Below are 19,556 nucleotides of genomic sequence, written 5' to 3' on the forward strand. Positions count from 1 at the left end.
ATTGACAACTAAGACTTGACACTGTCAATTGCTAAAAACATTATTGCAATAGAATATAAACCATGATATAATAATCAATATCATTTAATAATTTTACTATTATGAAAATAATAGTCAAAGTGCATTAGAAAGTATTTCTATAAAGTAGGAATGCAGATAGCATATAGTCATATTTGACTATATGTGGTTAGTATGTATATAGAGAAAAAACTGAGGTTTTATCTTTGTGTATAAATAATTCAAGGGGGTACTTTATGAAAAAAGTAGTAAGTGTGCTGCTTGCGACAACATTGGCAACAAGCAGTATGGCAGTATTACCAAAGGCTGCACTGGCTGATTCAGCCGATTCAACAGTTGAAAGGATTGGTGGAGCGAATAGGTATGAGACTTGCGCTAATATATCCAGAAAATCATTCAAGAATTCTGATGTAGCAATATTAGCATCAGGTCAGAAAGTTCAGGATGCTTTGACAAGTGGTGGTATAGCTGCAAAACTAAATGCACCATTATTACTAACAGAAAAGGATAGTTTACCAAATGTAGTAATGGATGAACTAAAAAGACTAAATGTAAAAAAAGTCATTTTTGTAGGTGGGGAAGCAACTATATCTAAGTCACTAGAAAATCAACTGGCTAATGATTTTAAAGTTGAAAGAATAAGTGGAAAAGATAGATATCAGACTTCTATCAAATTAGCAGAAGAATTAAATAAGGCTTCTAAGCTAGAAAACATTATTGTCAATGGTAACACTGCAGACGCGTTGACAGCAGGAGCAATAGCTGCTAAGCTAAACAGATCAATAATATTGACAAACGGAAAAAATTTACCAGAAGGCTCAAAATCTATAGTAGATAGTAATTCATCTAAGAATATTATAATAGGTGGATCATCTTCTATGAATATAGAAGGATTGAAGGGTGATAGGATTGCTGGTGCAGATAGGTACGAAACCTCTACTAAAATAGCGGAAAAGTACTATCAAGGGAATAGTGATAAGGTACTATTGGCCAATGGTATGAACTATATAGATGCCTTATCTGCAATCAATTTAGTACTTAATAAAAAAGCACCGGTTTTATTGACTAGAGATGGCATGCTAGATAGTAGTGTATCTAAGTATTTAGAAAAAAACGCAAAGGGTGCATACATTCTAGGTGGGGAAGATTCAATTTCAGCGAGTCTTTCTAAAAACATTGAGAAAACTATAAAAGATTCTCAGTCTAATGATCCAAAGAAGCCAGACAACAATAAACCTGGCAATAAAAAACCGGACAATAATAAGCCGGACAACAATAAACCTGGCAATAATAAGCCGGACAACAATAAACCTGGCAATAAAAAACCTGACAATCCTGTAGAATACGATGAGGTTAAGGTTTTGAAAGACGGTAAGTATGAAGTAGAAGCACCTGGTTATTCGAAAATAGAAGATGCAGGTAAAAATAATAAGTTGATTGCAATAGTTGAAGGTGGCAAGATAAAGAGCATAGAATTTGAATACCATGATACGGATATGGATATGTTTAAAAATCCTTTCAATAAGAATAAGGATAAGTTGTTTGATAAACTAAAAAATAATGGTTACTTCTTGTCTGCCGATAAGACTGATAAGTTAAGCGAGCTAAATACAATTGCAGACAAACTGTACAAAAAAATAAATAATAGCCCTGACAAATCAAGTATTGATAAAATAAATAAAGACCATGATGTTGACATAGTAACATCTGCTACATATACAACTGCGAGCTTGTACAAGGGAAGCTATGAACTTCTTAAGAAAATAAATGATGAGGCAGAAATCAAGAGGGTAGAAAAACCATCTAAGCAGGAAGAACCAAATAAAGAAAAAAAGCACGCCCTTTTATCAAAGGAAGAGTTCGCCAAACTAGATGAGAATGTAAACTACCCAGATGGAGTTTACTATGGTGACGGTTTTGGTTATATCGATAGTAAGCCAATACCACTAAAGGTTACTGTTAATAACGGTAAAATAAAAAATGTTGAGTTTGTGAGCAAGGAAGTTACAAAGGTCGTTCCAGAGGATAAGTATCCTGATGCTCCTGACGATGGTAAAGAATTTATTAAGGGTTATAATGGCGTTATAACTTTAGCTAAGGATGGTCAGATTAATAGACTAAATTACTTCTTAAAGTCAGCAAGAGATCCTGAAAGAAAAGTAGAAAGTGAAGTAAAAAAAACTGGTCAGTCACCTACACTAGATATGGTTAATGGGATATTAGATAGTATATTCTCTAAGCATGAATTTGGTTCATCAAAGCAGGCTGTAAGTGATAAACATTTTGATACAACTCTACCTCATGTACTTGGAAGAAGGATAAATTATCTAGTAAAGATTTATATGAATGAAGAGCTGGGTTATAAGTATAATGTAGATAGTATAAGTGGTGCAACTTATACTGCTACAGGAACAGCAGAAGCTATATCAAACGCTCTTAAGAAGGCAGATCCTAATGTTAATTTCACTAACTTAACTATAGCTGAAGATAATGGCTTGAAGGCTAGTTACACTGGTGGAAGTGAAATAGACTTTAACCAGATAGGCTTTAAGGCAGAAATGTTAAATAAGGGTGAGACTAGTCCTGTAAAGATACCATTTAGAGAATTTGATAAGCATGGCATAAAGTTATATTATGTTAATCATGCAAATGGTGAGCTTAAGGAAATTAAAGGTAAGCTAAGTCTAACTAAAGAAAGTTTAGGTTACGACATTAAGAAAGGACTATCATTAAGACTAATTCATGAAGCTACAAATACTGTTAAACTTGTTAAACCAATACAGATATTCGATAATACAAAGGTGATTTGTACTGTTGAAAAGGTTCAAGTAAGTGAAGCTGATAAGGATGATTGGAAAGATGTGAATGGCTTTGATGCAACACTTGATCCGACATCTAAAACATTAAACTTCAGCCAAAAACTAACAATGCCTGAAGATCTATCAAGCAAACTAAAGGGTAAAAAGGTTAAGTTTAGGCTATTAACAAGAAGAGATGATAATCATCAAGAAAAAATATTTAACTTAAAGAGTAGCGGTGAGATGGTATGGCCAGTATTTGATGCTAGTGGTTATTATTCACTAGATGTCAATAAGGAAGATTTTACATCAGATAATAAACAGTATAGGCTAGACCAGGCAGGTATTGATAATTTCAGGTTTGCCTTTACTGGAATAAAGTCTGGTGATTTTAAAGAAGCGGTTGATAAACTTGCACGCCAGAATTATGATATTAGAACAAAGACTATTAGTATAAATAAGGAAGATATAGGAAAAACTGTAGAAGAATTGGCAACTTTAGCTAGGACAAAACTTGATGCAAATGCTATAAAGGATGCATTCCAAAAGGGGCTAATGAATGAAAAAGAAAAGGCTCTATTAAATGAGGCAAATCCTATTGTTGATTATAAACAGATAGCTAGTGCAATGAAGGAAGCAGAAACTAAATCAGAAGCAAAGTTCGATGTTAAGTTTGAATTTACCGATGGTTCATCATATATGTTCAGACTTCCTGTATACTTTGATATTAAGAAGGCTGAAAGCCCTCTAAAAGTTAAGTTTGAAGAAGCTATAAATACCAAATATGTTCAATTAGTTCAAAAGTTACCAGATAGCTTTAATGGAAAAGGTGATGGTGAAAAAGAAAGGCTAGTTAATTTTGTAAAAACAAATAGCAATACAAGCCTTGAAACACTTACTAACTTAATAAGGAATACTTATGAAGACAGTAGTAGTGGCATACATATTAAGAAAGTCGAAATAGATGATAGTGAGATAGCTAAGATAAATACTAATTCAGTTGGTACATATGTGGTAAAAGTCAATGTTATGTTAGAGGGCCAGCCAGACTTAAAAGAGGATTTCAATATTACTTTTGAAGTAGTTAAATATCAAGTAGTAGGTTTCCATCCAACATTTAATAAGCCAATGTACAACAAGACTACAAAGTTGTCTTATGGACCTGATGAAATCATAAATATAGCACGTGATAATGGTCGTGTACCTAAATATTTAGGATATTGGATGACGTATTCGAAGGTATTAGGTCCTAAAGGTATGTGGAATATAGAAGAGAAAGATAATATATCTGTTAACAATCTTGACGACTTAAAGTTATTCTCTGTTGCTGTTGTAAAGGGTGATAAAGAGACTTATACACCGAGCGATACAGTAGACTTAACAAAACCAGCTAAGGATATTTTAGATGCTGATAAGCCAACTGAATTATACCTATATAACTTTGGCGAGGCTAAGAATAGTGATTATCCACAAAAGATACTTATAGGAGAATTTACTTTAAAGAAGCAATAAAGCAACAATAAATATTTGTTGAAACACTAAAGCAAATCAATACATATTCAGCAACATCATAAAAATTATCTTATGATGTTGCTGTTTTTAGTAATGCACTTAGTTAATGATTTATGATTTATATAATAATTATAATACTGGACTGTGTTTTAATTATGGAAACTATCGGAACATTGTTAACACTAGAGTTGACCGATGTTAACTTTGGGATATAAAGTTTTAAACAACTTAAAATTTGGGGAAGGAAGTGATAAGATTGGTTATAGAAATAAGCATCTTTATTATAGTAGTTTTAGCCTATTATTTCGCTGACTATATTAAAAAGTATTGCAAAGAAATATACATTGTAACTTCAGTAATTTCTTTGATGTCTATTATTCATACAATCTATCTCTTGAATGGATATAGTATTAACTATGTGGTAGGACTAAAACAATTTATGAGAGCTATAGATTCTGGTGCAATGGGAGGAGCGTTCTTCATCTTGGTCATGTATATGGGTGTTTTTGATATGAAGTATAAAATATCAAAAAGATTGAGGATGAATAGGGGAGAATTGTCTATTATTGCATGCATCTTTACTCTACCTCATAATATACATTACTTTTTTGCATTTTTATTAAATAGCAAAAATATTGTCAAAATGACTGGAATTCCACTATGGACAAACTTAATGATGTTTAGTGCCGGTGTATTTGCAATAGGAATAATGTTGCCACTATTTGTGACATCATTTAGATTAATAAGAAAAAAAATGACAGGCAAGAAATGGAAAAGCTTGCAAGAATTTGCATATATTTTTTATGCCATGGTTTTTGTACAGGTTTTAATGGTTTATATAGCAAAGCCATCATCACTTGTTAGAAATGTGAATTTAATTTTCTATTGTCTTGTTTTCATGTCATATACTATCTTCAAGCTTAAGATAATTATAGACAAAAAATATACAGCTAAAAAAGCCAGTTTAGCTGTAAAGTAGGATATATTAGCAGATTATGTGTTTAATATAACTGTTATAAAGATGGAGTGAAATTAAATTATACTTGGAGGTGTGTAATGGAAAAGAAAAATATGATAATAACTGCTGCAATATCTTTCTTGTTAGTCGTTGCAATAGTAATGGGGACAAGTATAAGTAAAAATAAGGTGGCAAGAAACGATAGTTCACCATCAAATAGAGTGCAAAGTGAGGATAATAAAGGTGATACATCTAATTCACCTGCAAATGACGATAGCAGTGGAAGCGATGTAGAACCGGGAAAGAAACCTAGTTCAAATAATGATTCAAGTTCTAATTCTAATTCATCGAGTTCAAAATATAAGGATGGAGAATATACAGGAAGTGCTCCTGGCTATCATGGGGATGTTAAGGTAAGTGTCAGGGTAGAGGGAGGACAAATTAAAGATATTCTTATTGTGGAAAATTCCGATGATGCAGAATACTTTGAAAAGGCTAGATCGTTGATATCCGACATAGTAAGTAAGCAAAGTACAGATGTATCAGTTGTTAGTGGTGCGACTTATAGTTCCAATGGGATTATAGGTGCAGTTAATAACGCATTGGCTAGTGGAGGAAATTAATGAGTAAAAATATCAATAAGCTTATACTTATAAGTATAATAATGTCAGTATTTATTGGTGTTACCGGCTATAGCCTAGGGATGAGTTTAGGAAAAAATTCCATAGTAAAACAGCCTTTGCCAATTGATAATAATATGGCAAAAAATGACGAAAAAAAGGATACTGATAAAGTTGAAGATAAAAATACTAGTGGTAAAAGCTCTAGTTCAGATACTGGTAGAACTTCAAAAAGTGATAATAAAAACAGTAAAAACAAAAATTCAAGTAGTGGCTCGAGCAGTGGTAGGAGTTCAAGGGGTGGAAGTAGTAGTTCTGCCAGTTCTGCCAACACAAGCATACCTAGTAAGTTAAAAGATGGTGTATACTATGGTTCGGCAAAGGGCTATGGCGGTGAAATCAAAGCGAAGGTTACAGTTTCTAATGGCAAGATATCCGATATAAAGATTGAAAACCATTCAGAAACACCTGAATACTATGATAGGTGTTCAGGAATTATACCTAATATTATTTCTTCACAATCAACCAATGTAGATGGGGTAAGTGGTGCTACATTTACGAGTAATGGTATAAAATCAGCTGTTGCAAATGCACTAAAAAATGCTGGGGCAAGTACAGGTTCAGCTTCTGGTGGAGGAAGTGGTGCAGGTGATGAACAATCTGCAGAGAAACCTAACAAGTCAGCTGATAAGGAAGAAATAAAGAAATTAAAGAAGCAAATCGAAGAATTACAAAATTCTAATGATGTAAGTGGAAAGTTAAAAGATGGAAAATATGAAGGTACAGGTACTGGATTTAAAAGCACTATAAAAGTAGAGGTAGAAGTAAAGGGTGGCAAAATCAAATCAATTAAGGTAATCGAAAATGGAGATGACCATGATTATTTCGAAAAGGCTAAGACATTGATGCAATCAATAATTTCTAAACAAACTACTAAGGTAGACTCAGTTTCTGGAGCAACCTTCTCTTCTAATGGTATAAAATCGGCAGTTAGGTCAGCCCTTAAAAAGGCGGGTTCAGCTTCTGAAGGTGATAATAGTGAAGAACTTAATAAGCAACTTTCTAAGATACGAGAAGAAAATAGCAATTTAAGTGGATTACTAAAGTCTTTGAATAATAAGATAGAAGAATTACAGAATTCCAATGATACAACTGGAAAACTCAAAGATGGAAAATATGAGGGTTCTGGGGTTGGATTTAAGAGTACTATAAAGGTAGAGGTAGAAATAAAGGGTGGTAAAATCGAATCAATTAAGGTAATCGAAAATGGAGATGACCATGATTATTTCGAAAAAGCTAAGGCCTTGATACAATCAATAATTTCTAATCAGAGTACAAAAGTAGATTCGATTTCAGGTGCAACATTTTCTTCTAATGGCATAAAATCAGCAGTTAGAGCTGCCCTAAAAAAGGCGAGCTCGACCTCTGAAGGTGATAATAGTGAAGAGCTGAATCAAGAACTTTCTAAGATGCGAGAAGAAAATAAAAAACTAAATGAATTAATAAAGACTTTGAATAATAAGATAGAGAAACTTGAAAGGGAATCTCAAAATGCGAGTCCGAAGGCTTACAAGGATGGCAACTACACAGGCGTAAATACTTATGTATTGGATGTAGATGGTACAGAAAGAAGTTTAAGTGTGGATGTTCAAATATCTGATGGGAAAATTAAAAATATAAGTGTAATTTCTATAAAACCTATTAAAAATGGTGATGCTATTTTTATAGACAAAGCTAAAGAGGGAACAATCCCAAATATAATAGAAAAGAATACTACAAGCGTTGATGCTGTATCTGGAGCTACATACACATCTAATGGAATCAAGGATGCAGTTAATGATGCCTTGAAGAAGGCAGTGAATCCATCTGATAATACTGATAGTAAGGATTTAATAAACAAATTAAAGCAAGCCATAGAAGATAAAGAAAAAGCAGAAAAAGAAAAGAAAACACTTGAGACTGAAAATACAAGTTTGAAAGAACAAAATACTTCTCTAATGTCTAAAATTGAAGAGTTACAGAAGAAGATAAAGGAGATTACTTCTAGTATACCTTCTACAACCAAGGCTATACATGAAAATATCATGTCAACTTTAAATGGTATAATGGGTACAGAAAAAGTAAAAACTAATTAAAAAAGATTTGCGAGTGTATGTAATTTTTTCTGTAAATTAGCCTTATATGGCTAATCCGCCAATTAGGCAGTTAAAAAATAAATATTTGATTATTGGGAAGGCTGGTGAAAATCCAACCTCCCTTTAATTTATAATATTACTTAATTTTTTGCATGTGATAGGTTGTAAAATTAAATGTGACACCGTAAATTGCAATAATAAGTTAACACTGTCTAATAATGACGTGAATATTGACAGACAGTAAAATAAGGCGTATCATTCTAATTAAGAAGACAAATCAAAAGGAGTGTGTAGTCATGAGAATAGCAGTAACATATGATAGTGGAACAATTTTCCAACATTTCGGACATACAGAGAATTTTAAGGTATATGATGTAGAAGACAAGAAGATAGTAGCTGAAGAAGTCCTTGCTACTAATGGTCAGGGACATGGCGCTTTGGCAGGCTTTCTAGCTGATGCAAAGGTTGATATTCTAATTTGTGGTGGTATCGGCGGTGGTGCCCAGTCTGCTCTTACAGAAGCAGGTATCAAGTTATATGGAGGTGCTTCTGGAAATGCTGATGAAGCTGTAAAGGCACTTTTGGCAGATAGACTAGTTTATAATTCAGATGTTAAGTGTAGTCATCATGAACATGGACATGGTGAAGGACATAAGTGTGGAGACCATGGACACGAAGGTCATAGTTGCCACTAAATAAAGTATATAAAAATTAATCAATAAAAAATGCCCTCCTTGCTCTTTTTTAAGCAATGGGGCATTTGTAGGTATTGAATACACAAAATATTTATTTGATATTTTTAGAATGGGGCAAAGCTGTTAGTAAACCATGAGTTTTCTGTAGCTAGCTTGATTTCCTGATCAAAGGAGTCTCTATGCTGGATTTCCCATTTAGCCAATACTTCCAATAATTTTTTTGCATTTGGGTCTTCAACGTTTTCCGCTGCCTTTTCATAAAATGTAGCAAAATCATTCTCCATAGCATATGCCATTCTTAGGATAGGCAAGTCTTCAACTGTAGAATCAAAGTTCATGTCCTTGATATCTCTTTCGTTAATCTTAAATATGTCTTCTCCACCCTTAAGGTCTAAACTTTCAAAGTCGTCAAATTCTTTGCCATCCTGTATTTTCTTTAGTTCTTTTTCTAGGATTTCATAGTGATCATCTTCCATCTCTGCTAATTGAGTAAATATTTCCTTGTTTGATTCTGCCTTCACCTTAGACATATATGTCTTATAAAATTCTTCAGCAGTTTTTTCCATGTTCATTGCGTACTTTAGTATTTCTTCGTATTTTGTAGCCTGCATAGTTAATTACCTCCTATATATAAATTATTACTATATTAGTCTTATACCCTATGAATACGTTTTTAACAAGTATTTTAGACAGATAGAATTATCATGATAATACTATATTTGTATTATAAGGTAAAGTGATGAAGTATATTCAAACATTGTACCTTTTATATTGATATGCTTATAAAAACACTGAAAATGTAAGAAAAAACCTTATTTTATAATTTTACAGTTTAAAATCAACTATATATGGGTATTATATTAATATTATTTATTTCAATTTAAAAGTTTTAATTTGTTTTAGTGGTGTTTACCAACATAGCGTTTAAAGTGAGATTTACCAATGTAGTTTTTAGTTTAAGAATTTTAAATCAAGATTTAAATATCATTGTGGAATATAAAATAATTTTTTAGGAGGCCAAAGATGATAGAATATAAGAATATTTCAAAAAAGTATCCAAACGGGAAGATGGCAGTTAGAGATGTTAATATAAAATTTGACAAGGGAGAATTTGTTTGTTTTATAGGAACATCAGGTAGTGGTAAGACTACGCTTATGAGAATGATAAATCGTATGTTAGATCCAACGAGTGGCGAACTGACTATAGATGGTAAGAATGTAAAAGATTTCAATGAGGTAGAACTTAGGAGAAAGATTGGATATGTAATTCAGCAGATAGGTCTGATGCCGCATATGACAATCTATGAAAATATAACTATGGTTCCAAAGCTTTTGAAATGGTCAAATGAAAAGAGAAGAGAGGTAGCAGAGAAACTGATTAAGATGGTTGAATTACCAGAGAGTTTCTTAGATAGGTACCCTTCAGAACTGTCTGGTGGTCAGCAACAGAGAATAGGTGTAATTAGGGCTCTTGCAGCAGATCAGGATATAGTACTAATGGATGAGCCTTTTGGTGCCTTGGACCCATTGACTAGGGAGTCACTTCAGTCCGTAGTAAAAAATCTACAGAAGAAGATGGGTAAGACATTTGTATTTGTAACACATGACATGGATGAGGCTATAAAGCTAGCAGACAAGATAGCCATAATGGATAAAGGAGAGTTAGTTCAGTTTGACACTGTTGAAAATATACTTCTTAATCCTGCTAATGATTTCGTAAAGAATATGATCGGTGAAGAGAGATTGTCTGAAGCGCAGTTTGATATGAATACTGTTGAAAGTATAATGCTGAAGAATCCAATAAAGATTAATATTAATTCAAATCTTAGAACAGCTATAAATATGATGCACAACAACAGGGTAGATACCCTATTCGTTGTTGATGATAATGAGGTTTTACTAGGAGCCCTAGATGCCTTTGCCCTAAGAAATGTGGATTACAAGTTGGGTGTATCTATAAGTGACAGGATTAAAAGAGCAGATGCCATACCGGTAGATACAAAGATCAAGGCAGCCCTTTACTATATAAATGACCTACAGCATAGGAACCTTCCTGTAATAGATGATGAGGGAAGACTAGTTGGTCTGATAACAAGAGCTGCTATGGTGGATTGTTTATACCACAACTTCTGGAGCGACTATGAGCCGGAGGATTCAGGTGTTGTTGTTACAGATGGGTATGTAGCAGAAGATAATGATGAAGTTAGGTAGGTGGTAGTATGTTACAGTTTTTAAGCGAAAATGGAACTAACCTGCTTATAAAAATAGGTGAACATCTTACTATATCTATGGTAGCCCTAGTGCTTGGAGTATTGGTTGCAGTTCCCCTAGGTGTAGTTATAACTAAGAATAAGATGGTTGCAAAGATTGTAATGTCAATAGCTTCAGTTCTACAGACAATACCATCACTTGCCCTACTAGCTATAATGGTGCCCCTATTTGGTGTAGGAAAGGTACCAGCTATAATAGCTATTTTTATCTATTCATTACTACCTATACTTAGGAATACAGTTTTAGGTATGATGAGTGTAGATGATAATGTCCTAGATGCAGCTAAGGGAATGGGTATGACTTTCTTCCAGATTATTAAAGACATACAGATTAAGCTTGCAGCCCCAGTGATAATGTCTGGTGTTAGGTTATCGGCTGTATATGTAATAGCATGGACGACTCTAGCCTCATATGTAGGAGCAGGTGGACTAGGAGACTTTATATTTACAGGTCTTACCCTATTTAATGTTCCTATGATAATATTGGGGGCAGTGCCTGTTACTATTATGGCACTTATCATGGACCTTGTCCTTAGTAGACTTGAAAAGGCAGTGAAGCCTAGGACTGAGTCAAAGAGCAAAAAAGATAATGATAGCGACGATAAAGATAAAATAGAAAATGGAAATGGTATTAAAAATAAAAATGGACAAAAAAATAAGAGTGAAAATAAAATTGTAAGTAGGTCTAATACAAAAAAGGCTATTATAGCATTCTTGGCAATATTTTCATCACTTACTCTTACAGCTTGCTCATTGCCAGGTCTTGGTGGAGAGGCGAGTAAGGGTGATATAGTGATTGCTGGTGGAAGTACAGCCGAAAGACAGATTATTACAGAAATTCAAAAGCAGATGATTGAGCATTACAATCCAAAACAGAAGGTAAGTGTAATAAACAATCTTTCATCAGCTATGTTGGTATTCCAGACTTTAAACGGTGGATATGCTAATATAGGATCAGCCATGTATACAGGAACAACTCTTACTGGTGAGCTTGGTATGAAACCTACAACAGATCCCGAAGAGGCACTAGAGAAGGTAATAAAGGGGTATAATGACAAGTTCAATCTTATCTGGATGCCTACATATGGGTTTGAAAATACATATGCCTTTATGGTTAAAAAAGAATTTGCTGAAAAGCATAATCTAAATAAGGTCAGCGATCTAAAACCAATTGCCAAAGATTTAAAGGCAGGTGTAGATACGAGTTGGATCCAGAGAAAGGGAGACGGCTATCAGGCATTTAAGGACAAGTATAAGTTTGATTTTGATTCAGTATTACCAATGGATGTAGGCTTGGTATACAGTGCTGTAAATAGCGGGAAGATGGATGTGGTACTTGGTTACTCTACAGATGGTAGGATAAATTCATACGGTCTAAAAGTACTAGAAGATGATATGAGGATATTCCCACCATATGATGCCAGTCCAATAATCAGCAAAAAGACAGTAGATGAGCATCCTGAAGTAGTAGACGTTCTCTTAAAGTTAGAGGGCAGTATCACTAGTGAAACTATGCAGAAACTAAATGCTCAATGTGATGGAGAAAAGATTGAGGCTAAATTAGTAGCCAAGAAATTCTTGCAGGACAATAATTACTTTGAGTACAAAAAGGTGAATCCACTAAAGAAGAGACCAATTTACAAGGATATGTTTGAAGATAGTTCTAAAAAGTAAGTTGAAAACGAATAGGATGTGATTTTATGAAAGAACTAATACAGTATTACCAGGTCAATGGATCAATAGTGTTTGAACAGTTTATCAGGCACTTTTTGATATCTATATATGGAGTATTATATGCCTGCTTGGTTGCAATACCTCTGGGCATGTATATAACAAGGAGTAGGAGGTTATCTGCCTTGACTATAGGTATAGCCAATGTGATACAAACGATACCATCTCTTGCCCTACTGTCTATATTGATGGTAGCCATGGGACTTGGTACTAACACAGTTGTAGCAACGGTATTTCTTTATTCCTTGCTACCGATATTAAAGAATACTTGTACAGGACTTAGCAATATAAACGAAAATCTACTCGATGTTGCTAAGGGAATGGGTATGACTAACTTTCAGGTAATGATGAAGGTCAAGATGCCACTGGCCTTGTCAGTTATAATGGGTGGCATTAGAAATGCCCTAGTCCTAGCAGTTGGTATAGCGACTATAGGTACCTTTATAGGTGCTGGTGGGCTTGGAGATATAATATCGAGAGGTATATCAGTCAGCGATGGTAGTGCTATTATATGGGCAGGTACAATACCTACAGCTCTTATGGCAGTTATATTTGATATAGCTCTTGCAGGACTGGAAAAGAAGTTTACAAATTATTCTTCTTAATTTAATAATATACTAGTATCGACCACCAAACTTAGGTGATATATTAAATCGACCTCCCAAGTTAGATCATGAATCTAATGAAAGGGAGGTTGTTTTTTGTGTTTATTTCTATAATCATAAATCATGGATAAGATCAATAATAATATATCATATTTGGAAAATAAAGAAAAATTGAATAAGATATTAAGTCATGGGTAAAATACTAGTGAGTGAAAGATAATAATTATAAAATGATAATTATTATCAAATGCATTTTCGAATACAGGTGGACGAAAAATTATTATTTAAGGAGGACAAGAGATATGTCAATATTAACAGAAAAGAGATATAAATTATTTATAGATGGTCAGTGGCTTGATTCATCAGACAATACTACACTTAGGACAACAAATCCTGCAAATGGAGAATTTTTGGCAGAGATAGCAGATGCAACAAATGAAGATGTAGATAGGGCTGTTAAGGCAGCTAGGAAAGCGTTTGAGACATGGTCACAGACTACTACAGCTCAAAGGGCTGACATATTGGACAGGATAGCAGCTAGGATAGAAGAGAATGCAGAATTTTTGGCTACAGTTGAAACGATGGATAACGGAAAACCTATTCGTGAGACAAAGAATGTTGATATACCACTTGCAGCAGATCACTTCAAGTATTTTGCTGGCGTAATCAGGTCAGAAGAGGGTTCAGCCAACATGCTTGATGGCAATAAGTTGAGTATAGTACTTAGAGAGCCTATAGGGGTTGTTGGTCAGATAGTACCATGGAATTTCCCATTCTTGATGGCGGCTTGGAAACTAGCTCCAGTAATAGCAGCAGGAGATACAACAATACTTAAGCCGTCTAGTTCTACATCTCTTTCAATACTTGAGCTTATGAAGATAATAGAAGATTTGATACCAGCTGGCGTAATAAATATAGTCACAGGTAAGGGATCTAGGTCAGGTGACTACCTGGTCCAGCATGAGGGAATAGACAAGCTTGCATTTACAGGCTCTACAGAAGTAGGTAGAAATATAGGTATAGAGGCAGCCAAGAGAATAATACCTGCTACATTAGAGCTTGGTGGAAAGTCTGCCAACATATTCTTCGACGATTGTGATATAGAGCAGGCCCTTGATGGTGTGCAGTTAGGTATCCTATTCAATCAGGGACAGGTTTGCTGTGCTGGATCTAGAATATTTGTTCAAGAAGGAATATATGACGAATTCGTTGAGAAGGCTATAGAGAGATTTAAAAATGTCAAGGTTGGAGACCCACTTGACGAATCAACTCAGATGGGCGCCCAGGTCAATGTTAGACAGGCAGAAAAAATCCTTGGCTACGTAGAAAATGGTAAGAAAGAAGGAGCTAGGGTTGCAGTTGGTGGACAGAGAGCTTGCAAGACCCAGTATTCAGGAGGAGCCTTTGTTGAACCGACATTGCTTGTAGATGTTACAAACGATATGGCTATAGCCCAGGAGGAAATATTTGGACCAGTTGGCGTAGTTATAAAGTTTAAGGATGCTGATGATGTTGTTAGGATGGCAAACCAGTCAGTATATGGTCTAGGCGGTGGTGTCTACACTAAGAATATAGATACAGCCCTTGATGTTGCTAGAAGGGTCAAGACTGGTAGAATTTGGGTCAATACATACAACCAGATACCAGCAGGAGCTCCATTTGGTGGAATCAAGCAGTCTGGTATAGGCAGAGAGACTCACAAGATGATACTAGACAGTTACACTCAGGCAAAAAATATAATGATAGATCTTACAGGTAAGGGAAGTGGATTCTATTAAGAATTTCTAGTTAAATAAAATATATAGAGGCGTTCGAATTGATATTTAGGCTACTTGGAAAATGAGTACAAAAAAGCCATGGATATACACGAATAATATTTTATACTTGGAGGAAAATATATTGTATTTTCCTCCTTATATTTTAAAATAATAAAAAAATACCCTTGTAACTTACAAAAAAAGTGATATAATGTTATTTGGTCATGATTAATTGCTAATGATTGGCTGAAAACACGAACAAAAATATAGTGAGTTCTATCCATCAAACTGATGGGGAAAAGGGGTATTTATGAAAAAGTACGATATTATTATTGCAGGAGCTGGTGCTGGTGGAGTCTTTATGGCCTATGAACTATCAAAGGCTAATGTTGACGCCAAGATTTTGATGATCGATAAGGGGGCCAAGCTTGAAAGAAGAGTCTGTCCTATTAAGGCTGGCAAGACTCAAACGTGTGTGAAATGTTCACCATGTCATATCATGAACGGTTACGGTGGTGCAGGAACACTTTCTGACGGTAAATATAATATAACTACTCAATTTGGTGGAGATTTACACAAGTATGTTGGTGAAAAAGAGGCCATGGACCTTATGGAGTATGTTGATGAAGTTCTTTGCTCAATGGGTGGAGCTGATGCAAAGCTATACTCAACTGCAAGCTCAGATTTAAAGACGAAGTGTCTACAGAATGATCTTCACTTACTGGAAGCCAAGGTAAGACATCTTGGAACAGACAGGAATGTAAGGATACTAGGAAAGATATTTGATTATATAGAAGAAAAAATAGATATGGATTACCTAACTACAATTGAGGAAGTAGACAGGTTAGAAGATGGTAGATTCAAAGTTATAACAAACAAGGGTGAGTACGAGTGTAAGGACCTAGTGTTGGCAACTGGACGTTCTGGATCTAAGTGGATGTCTACTATATGTGATAAATTCCATATCAACCAAACAAAAAACAGGGTGGATATAGGTGTAAGAGTTGAGTTGCCTGCAGAGGTGTTCAAGCATATAACAGATGATGTATATGAGGGTAAGATAGTATACAAGACAAAACAGTACAATGACCTTGTTAGAACATTCTGTATGAACCCATACGGAGAAGTCGTATCTGAAAACACAAATGGAATAGTAACTGTAAATGGTCATTCATATTCAGACCCAGCACTTCACACAGAAAATACAAACTTTGCCCTATTGGTTTCAAACCAGTTTACGGAGCCATTTAGAGATTCAAACGAATATGGTGAGTCTATAGCAAGGTTGTCTAATATGCTAGGCGGTGGAGTTCTTCTTCAGAGATTTGGAGACCTTGTAAAAGGTAGAAGGTCTAGTGAGAGAAGGATGGAAAAATGTTTTACAAGGCAGACATTAAATGCAACTGCTGGTGATTTAAGTCTTGTAATACCAAAGAGACAGTTGGACTCAATAATAGAAATGATATACGCCTTGGACAAGATAGCTCCAGGTACAGCTAATGAAGATACATTACTATATGGTGTAGAGGTCAAGTTCTACAATTCAAAGGTTGAGGTAGACAAAAACCTAGAGACATCAGTTCCAGGCCTATATGCTATAGGTGATGGTTCAGGAGTGACTCATTCCCTATCTCAGGCATCCGCATCTGGTGTATATGTAGCTAGGATATTGGCTAACAGGTATTCTAAGTAGATACTCATGGCTAGAAATATCCTAATAGTACTTTTTAAATTAGCGAAAATATAGTATCATTATATTAGAGGTTAGACATTAATTTAAATTTTAAATATATTGAAAGAGAGAATAATATGACAAGAAATATTGGTACAGTAGCTCGTGGTGTTCGTTGCCCGATTATTCGTCAGGGAGATGACTTATCTGAAATGGTAGTAAATTCAGTTATAGAGGCAGCAAAAACTGATGGATTTGAACTAGGTGATAGGGATGTAATAGGTATAACAGAATCAATAGTTGCAAGAAGCCAGGGAAACTATGCTTCTATATCAGCTATTGGTCAGGATGTTAAAAACAAATTAGGTGGAGAAACAGTTGGAGTAATATTCCCAATTTTATCTCGTAATAGATTTGCAATATGCCTAAAGGGTATAGCTCTTGGTGCAAAGAAGGTAGTATTGATGCTTTCATATCCTAGAGACGAGGTTGGTAACCAGTTATTGACTGAAGATCAGCTGGAAGAAAAGGGAGTAGATCCATATTCAACAGTTCTTTCACTTGAAGAATATAGGAATCTTTTTGGAGAAAATATTCACCCATTTACTGGTGTAGACTATGTGGATTATTACTCAGAAGTTGTAAGATCAGCTGGAGCTGAGGTAGAGATAGTATTTGCCAACCATGCAGTTGAAATATTGAACTACACAACTAATGTAATAAACTGTGATATCCATACTAGGAGAAGAACAAGCAGAATCCTTAAGGACAAGGGTGCTAAGGTATATGGAATGGATGAAATCTTAAATGAATCAGTAGATGGAAGTGGATTTAACACTAAGTATGGTCTACTTGGATCAAACAAGTCTACAGAGGACAGTGTAAAGTTGTTCCCAAATGACTGTATGGACCTAGTATACGATATACAGAAGAAGCTATTAGAAAAGACAGGCAAGCATATAGAAGTCATGGTATACGGAGATGGAGCCTTCAAGGATCCAGTTGGACAGATTTGGGAGCTTGCTGACCCAGTTGTATCACCAGCCTACACAGATGGACTTGAGGGCACACCAAACGAATTGAAGTTAAAGTATCTAGCAGACAATGACTTCAACGATTTGTCAGGCCAGGCCTTAAAGGATGCTATATCTGATAGGATAAAGGCAAAGGATGAATCATTAGTTGGTAAGATGGAGTCAGAGGGTACTACACCAAGAAGACTAACTGACCTTATTGGATCACTTTGTGACCTAACAAGTGGATCAGGAGACAAGGGTACTCCAATAGTTCTTGTTCAGGGATATTTTGATAACTATACAAATAACTAATAAAAGTTGAGTGCACTTAAGTATGTGTACTAGCAAATAAAGAATTTAGTATTAAAGCAACAAGTATTTAGGAGGGTAAGTAAATGGCAAAAATATTGATAAGTCCGAGCAAGTATATACAGGGTCCTGGAGAATTAAGCAATCTAGGTACCTATGCTGAAAATCTAGGTAAAAAAGCCTTGGTTATAATCAGTGAATCAGGCTACAAAAGAGTTGGAAAGGGTATAGAGTCAGGCTTTGAGAAATCGTCTGCAGATGTAGAGTTTTGCTACTTCAATGGTGAATGTTCATCTCAGGAAGTTGATAGGATAATAGAAAAGTATATCAATAATGGAGAGTGTGACATGATATTTGGTGTAGGTGGTGGAAAGATAGCCGATACAGCCAAGGCAGTTGGTTACTATACTAAAAAACCAGTTGGTGTATGTCCAACAGTTGCATCTTCAGATGCTCCATGTAGTGCTCTTTCTGTTTTATATACTGAAGATGGAGTATTTGATAAGTACCTATTTTTACCTAAGAATCCAGACATAGTAATGATGGATACAGATGTAATATCAAAGTCACCTGTAAGACTTACTGTTTCTGGTATTGGAGACGCTCTTGCAACATACTTTGAAGCTAGAGCATGTAAGGCTAGTGGGGCTGTATCATGTGCAGGTGGTACTATAACACAGGCTGCTATGGCTCTTGCTGAATTGTGCTTAAATACACTACTATCTGAAGGTTTTAAGGCAAAAGTCGCTCTTGAGGCAGGAGTTGTGACTGAATCTGTCGAAAAGTTAATAGAGGCCAATACATTACTAAGTGGTCTAGGATTTGAGTCAGGTGGACTTGCTGGAGCTCATGCTATCCATAACGGTCTTACTGCTCTTGAAGAGGCCCACAATATGTATCACGGTGAGAAGGTTGCCTTTGGAACTTGTGTACAGCTTATATTAGAAGATGCTCCTTTGGAAGAAATAGAAGAAATATATAATTTCTGTATAGAGATGGGACTACCTGTAACTCTAGAAGAATTGGGTGTTACAGACTTATCTGAGGATAGGTTGATGGAAGTTGCTAGACTTGCATGTTCTCCTGATGACACTATACACAATATGCCATTCGAAGTTAACGAAAAGAAGGTATACAGTGCAATTATCGCTGCTGATAATATGGGAAGGAAGTATTTAGGCAAATAATCGAGAATTAGGAGGTAATAAAATGTCAAATGTAGAGTCAACAAAATACAGGTGTAGACCATGTGGTTACGTTTACGATCCAGAAAAGGGTGTGCCTGAATATGGGATTGAACCAGGAATCAAGTTTGAAGATCTTCCAGATGACTGGGTATGTCCTAAGTGTGCTGCCAGTAGGTGGATGTTTGAAAAAGTTGAATAGAATAGATTTTTATTAAAGACTATATAAAACAANAANAGTAGTAGTAGTCGTTACGTTTTACGTTTTTACGTTTT

General features: G+C 35.0%; 14 protein-coding genes. 13 read left to right on the plus strand and 1 reads right to left on the minus strand.

Annotated elements, in window-relative coordinates; genetic code table 11:
• Positions 1–254: 254 nt before the first annotated feature.
• From HMPREF0631_RS07560 to HMPREF0631_RS07580, 5 genes are all read left to right on the plus strand, one after another.
• Positions 255–4,328, plus strand: coding sequence for a cell wall-binding repeat-containing protein (locus tag HMPREF0631_RS07560; RefSeq protein WP_002844263.1), 4,074 nt, complete (start codon positions 255–257; stop codon positions 4,326–4,328).
• Between the two features lie 247 nt (positions 4,329–4,575).
• The gene (locus tag HMPREF0631_RS07565) at positions 4,576–5,307 is read left to right on the plus strand and encodes a ferric reductase-like transmembrane domain-containing protein (protein WP_242821668.1); all 732 of its coding nucleotides are present in this window, start codon (positions 4,576–4,578) and stop codon (positions 5,305–5,307) included.
• A gap of 77 nt (positions 5,308–5,384) precedes the next feature.
• Positions 5,385–5,909, plus strand: coding sequence for an FMN-binding protein (locus HMPREF0631_RS07570; RefSeq protein WP_002844250.1), 525 nt, complete (start codon positions 5,385–5,387; stop codon positions 5,907–5,909).
• Positions 5,909–8,041, plus strand: a complete 2,133-nt coding sequence (locus HMPREF0631_RS07575; RefSeq protein ID WP_002844264.1) for an FMN-binding protein — start codon at positions 5,909–5,911, stop codon at positions 8,039–8,041. Before HMPREF0631_RS07570 ends, HMPREF0631_RS07575 begins: the two co-directional genes overlap by 1 nt.
• Positions 8,042–8,337: 296 nt before the next feature.
• Positions 8,338–8,736 (plus strand): NifB/NifX family molybdenum-iron cluster-binding protein, encoded by a 399-nt coding sequence (locus HMPREF0631_RS07580; RefSeq protein ID WP_002844261.1) that lies wholly within the window; start codon positions 8,338–8,340, stop codon positions 8,734–8,736.
• 104 nt (positions 8,737–8,840) lie between these two features.
• On the opposite strand, the gene HMPREF0631_RS07585 is transcribed toward HMPREF0631_RS07580, so the two are convergent.
• Entirely contained in the window at positions 8,841–9,347 is a 507-nt protein-coding gene (locus HMPREF0631_RS07585) for a ferritin family protein (RefSeq protein ID WP_002844255.1), read from the minus strand.
• 412 nt (positions 9,348–9,759) lie between these two features.
• On the opposite strand from HMPREF0631_RS07585, the gene HMPREF0631_RS07590 reads away from it, so the two are divergent.
• From HMPREF0631_RS07590 to HMPREF0631_RS07625, 8 genes are all read left to right on the plus strand, one after another.
• Positions 9,760–10,947 carry an ABC transporter ATP-binding protein gene (locus tag HMPREF0631_RS07590; protein ID WP_002844258.1) on the plus strand — a complete coding sequence of 396 codons (1,188 nt, stop codon included), beginning with the start codon at positions 9,760–9,762 and terminating at the stop codon, positions 10,945–10,947.
• 8 nt (positions 10,948–10,955) lie between these two features.
• On the plus strand, positions 10,956–12,680 hold the full coding sequence (locus tag HMPREF0631_RS10305) for a glycine betaine ABC transporter substrate-binding protein (RefSeq protein ID WP_002844265.1): 1,725 nt from the start codon (positions 10,956–10,958) through the stop codon (positions 12,678–12,680).
• 26 nt (positions 12,681–12,706) lie between these two features.
• Positions 12,707–13,342: an ABC transporter permease gene (locus HMPREF0631_RS07600; protein WP_002844259.1), complete on the plus strand. Its 636-nt coding sequence runs from the start codon at positions 12,707–12,709 to the stop codon at positions 13,340–13,342.
• Positions 13,343–13,644: 302 nt separating this feature from the next.
• Positions 13,645–15,120: an aldehyde dehydrogenase family protein gene (locus HMPREF0631_RS07605; RefSeq protein ID WP_002844253.1), complete on the plus strand. Its 1,476-nt coding sequence runs from the start codon at positions 13,645–13,647 to the stop codon at positions 15,118–15,120.
• A 289-nt stretch (positions 15,121–15,409) separates the two neighbouring features.
• Positions 15,410–16,792, plus strand: coding sequence for an NAD(P)/FAD-dependent oxidoreductase (locus tag HMPREF0631_RS07610; RefSeq protein WP_002844257.1), 1,383 nt, complete (start codon positions 15,410–15,412; stop codon positions 16,790–16,792).
• 116 nt (positions 16,793–16,908) lie between these two features.
• Positions 16,909–18,099, plus strand: a complete 1,191-nt coding sequence (locus tag HMPREF0631_RS07615; protein ID WP_002844254.1) for a coenzyme F420-0:L-glutamate ligase — start codon at positions 16,909–16,911, stop codon at positions 18,097–18,099.
• A gap of 83 nt (positions 18,100–18,182) precedes the next feature.
• Complete coding sequence (locus tag HMPREF0631_RS07620; RefSeq protein ID WP_002844251.1) at positions 18,183–19,283, plus strand: glycerol dehydrogenase; 1,101 nt, start codon at positions 18,183–18,185, stop codon at positions 19,281–19,283.
• A 22-nt stretch (positions 19,284–19,305) separates the two neighbouring features.
• The gene (locus HMPREF0631_RS07625; protein ID WP_002844260.1) at positions 19,306–19,482 is read left to right on the plus strand and encodes a rubredoxin; all 177 of its coding nucleotides are present in this window, start codon (positions 19,306–19,308) and stop codon (positions 19,480–19,482) included.
• Positions 19,483–19,556 lie beyond the last annotated feature (74 nt).

It is taken from the genome of Peptostreptococcus anaerobius 653-L (genome assembly GCF_000178095.1).
Classification (GTDB): Bacteria; Bacillota; Clostridia; order Peptostreptococcales; family Peptostreptococcaceae; genus Peptostreptococcus; species Peptostreptococcus anaerobius.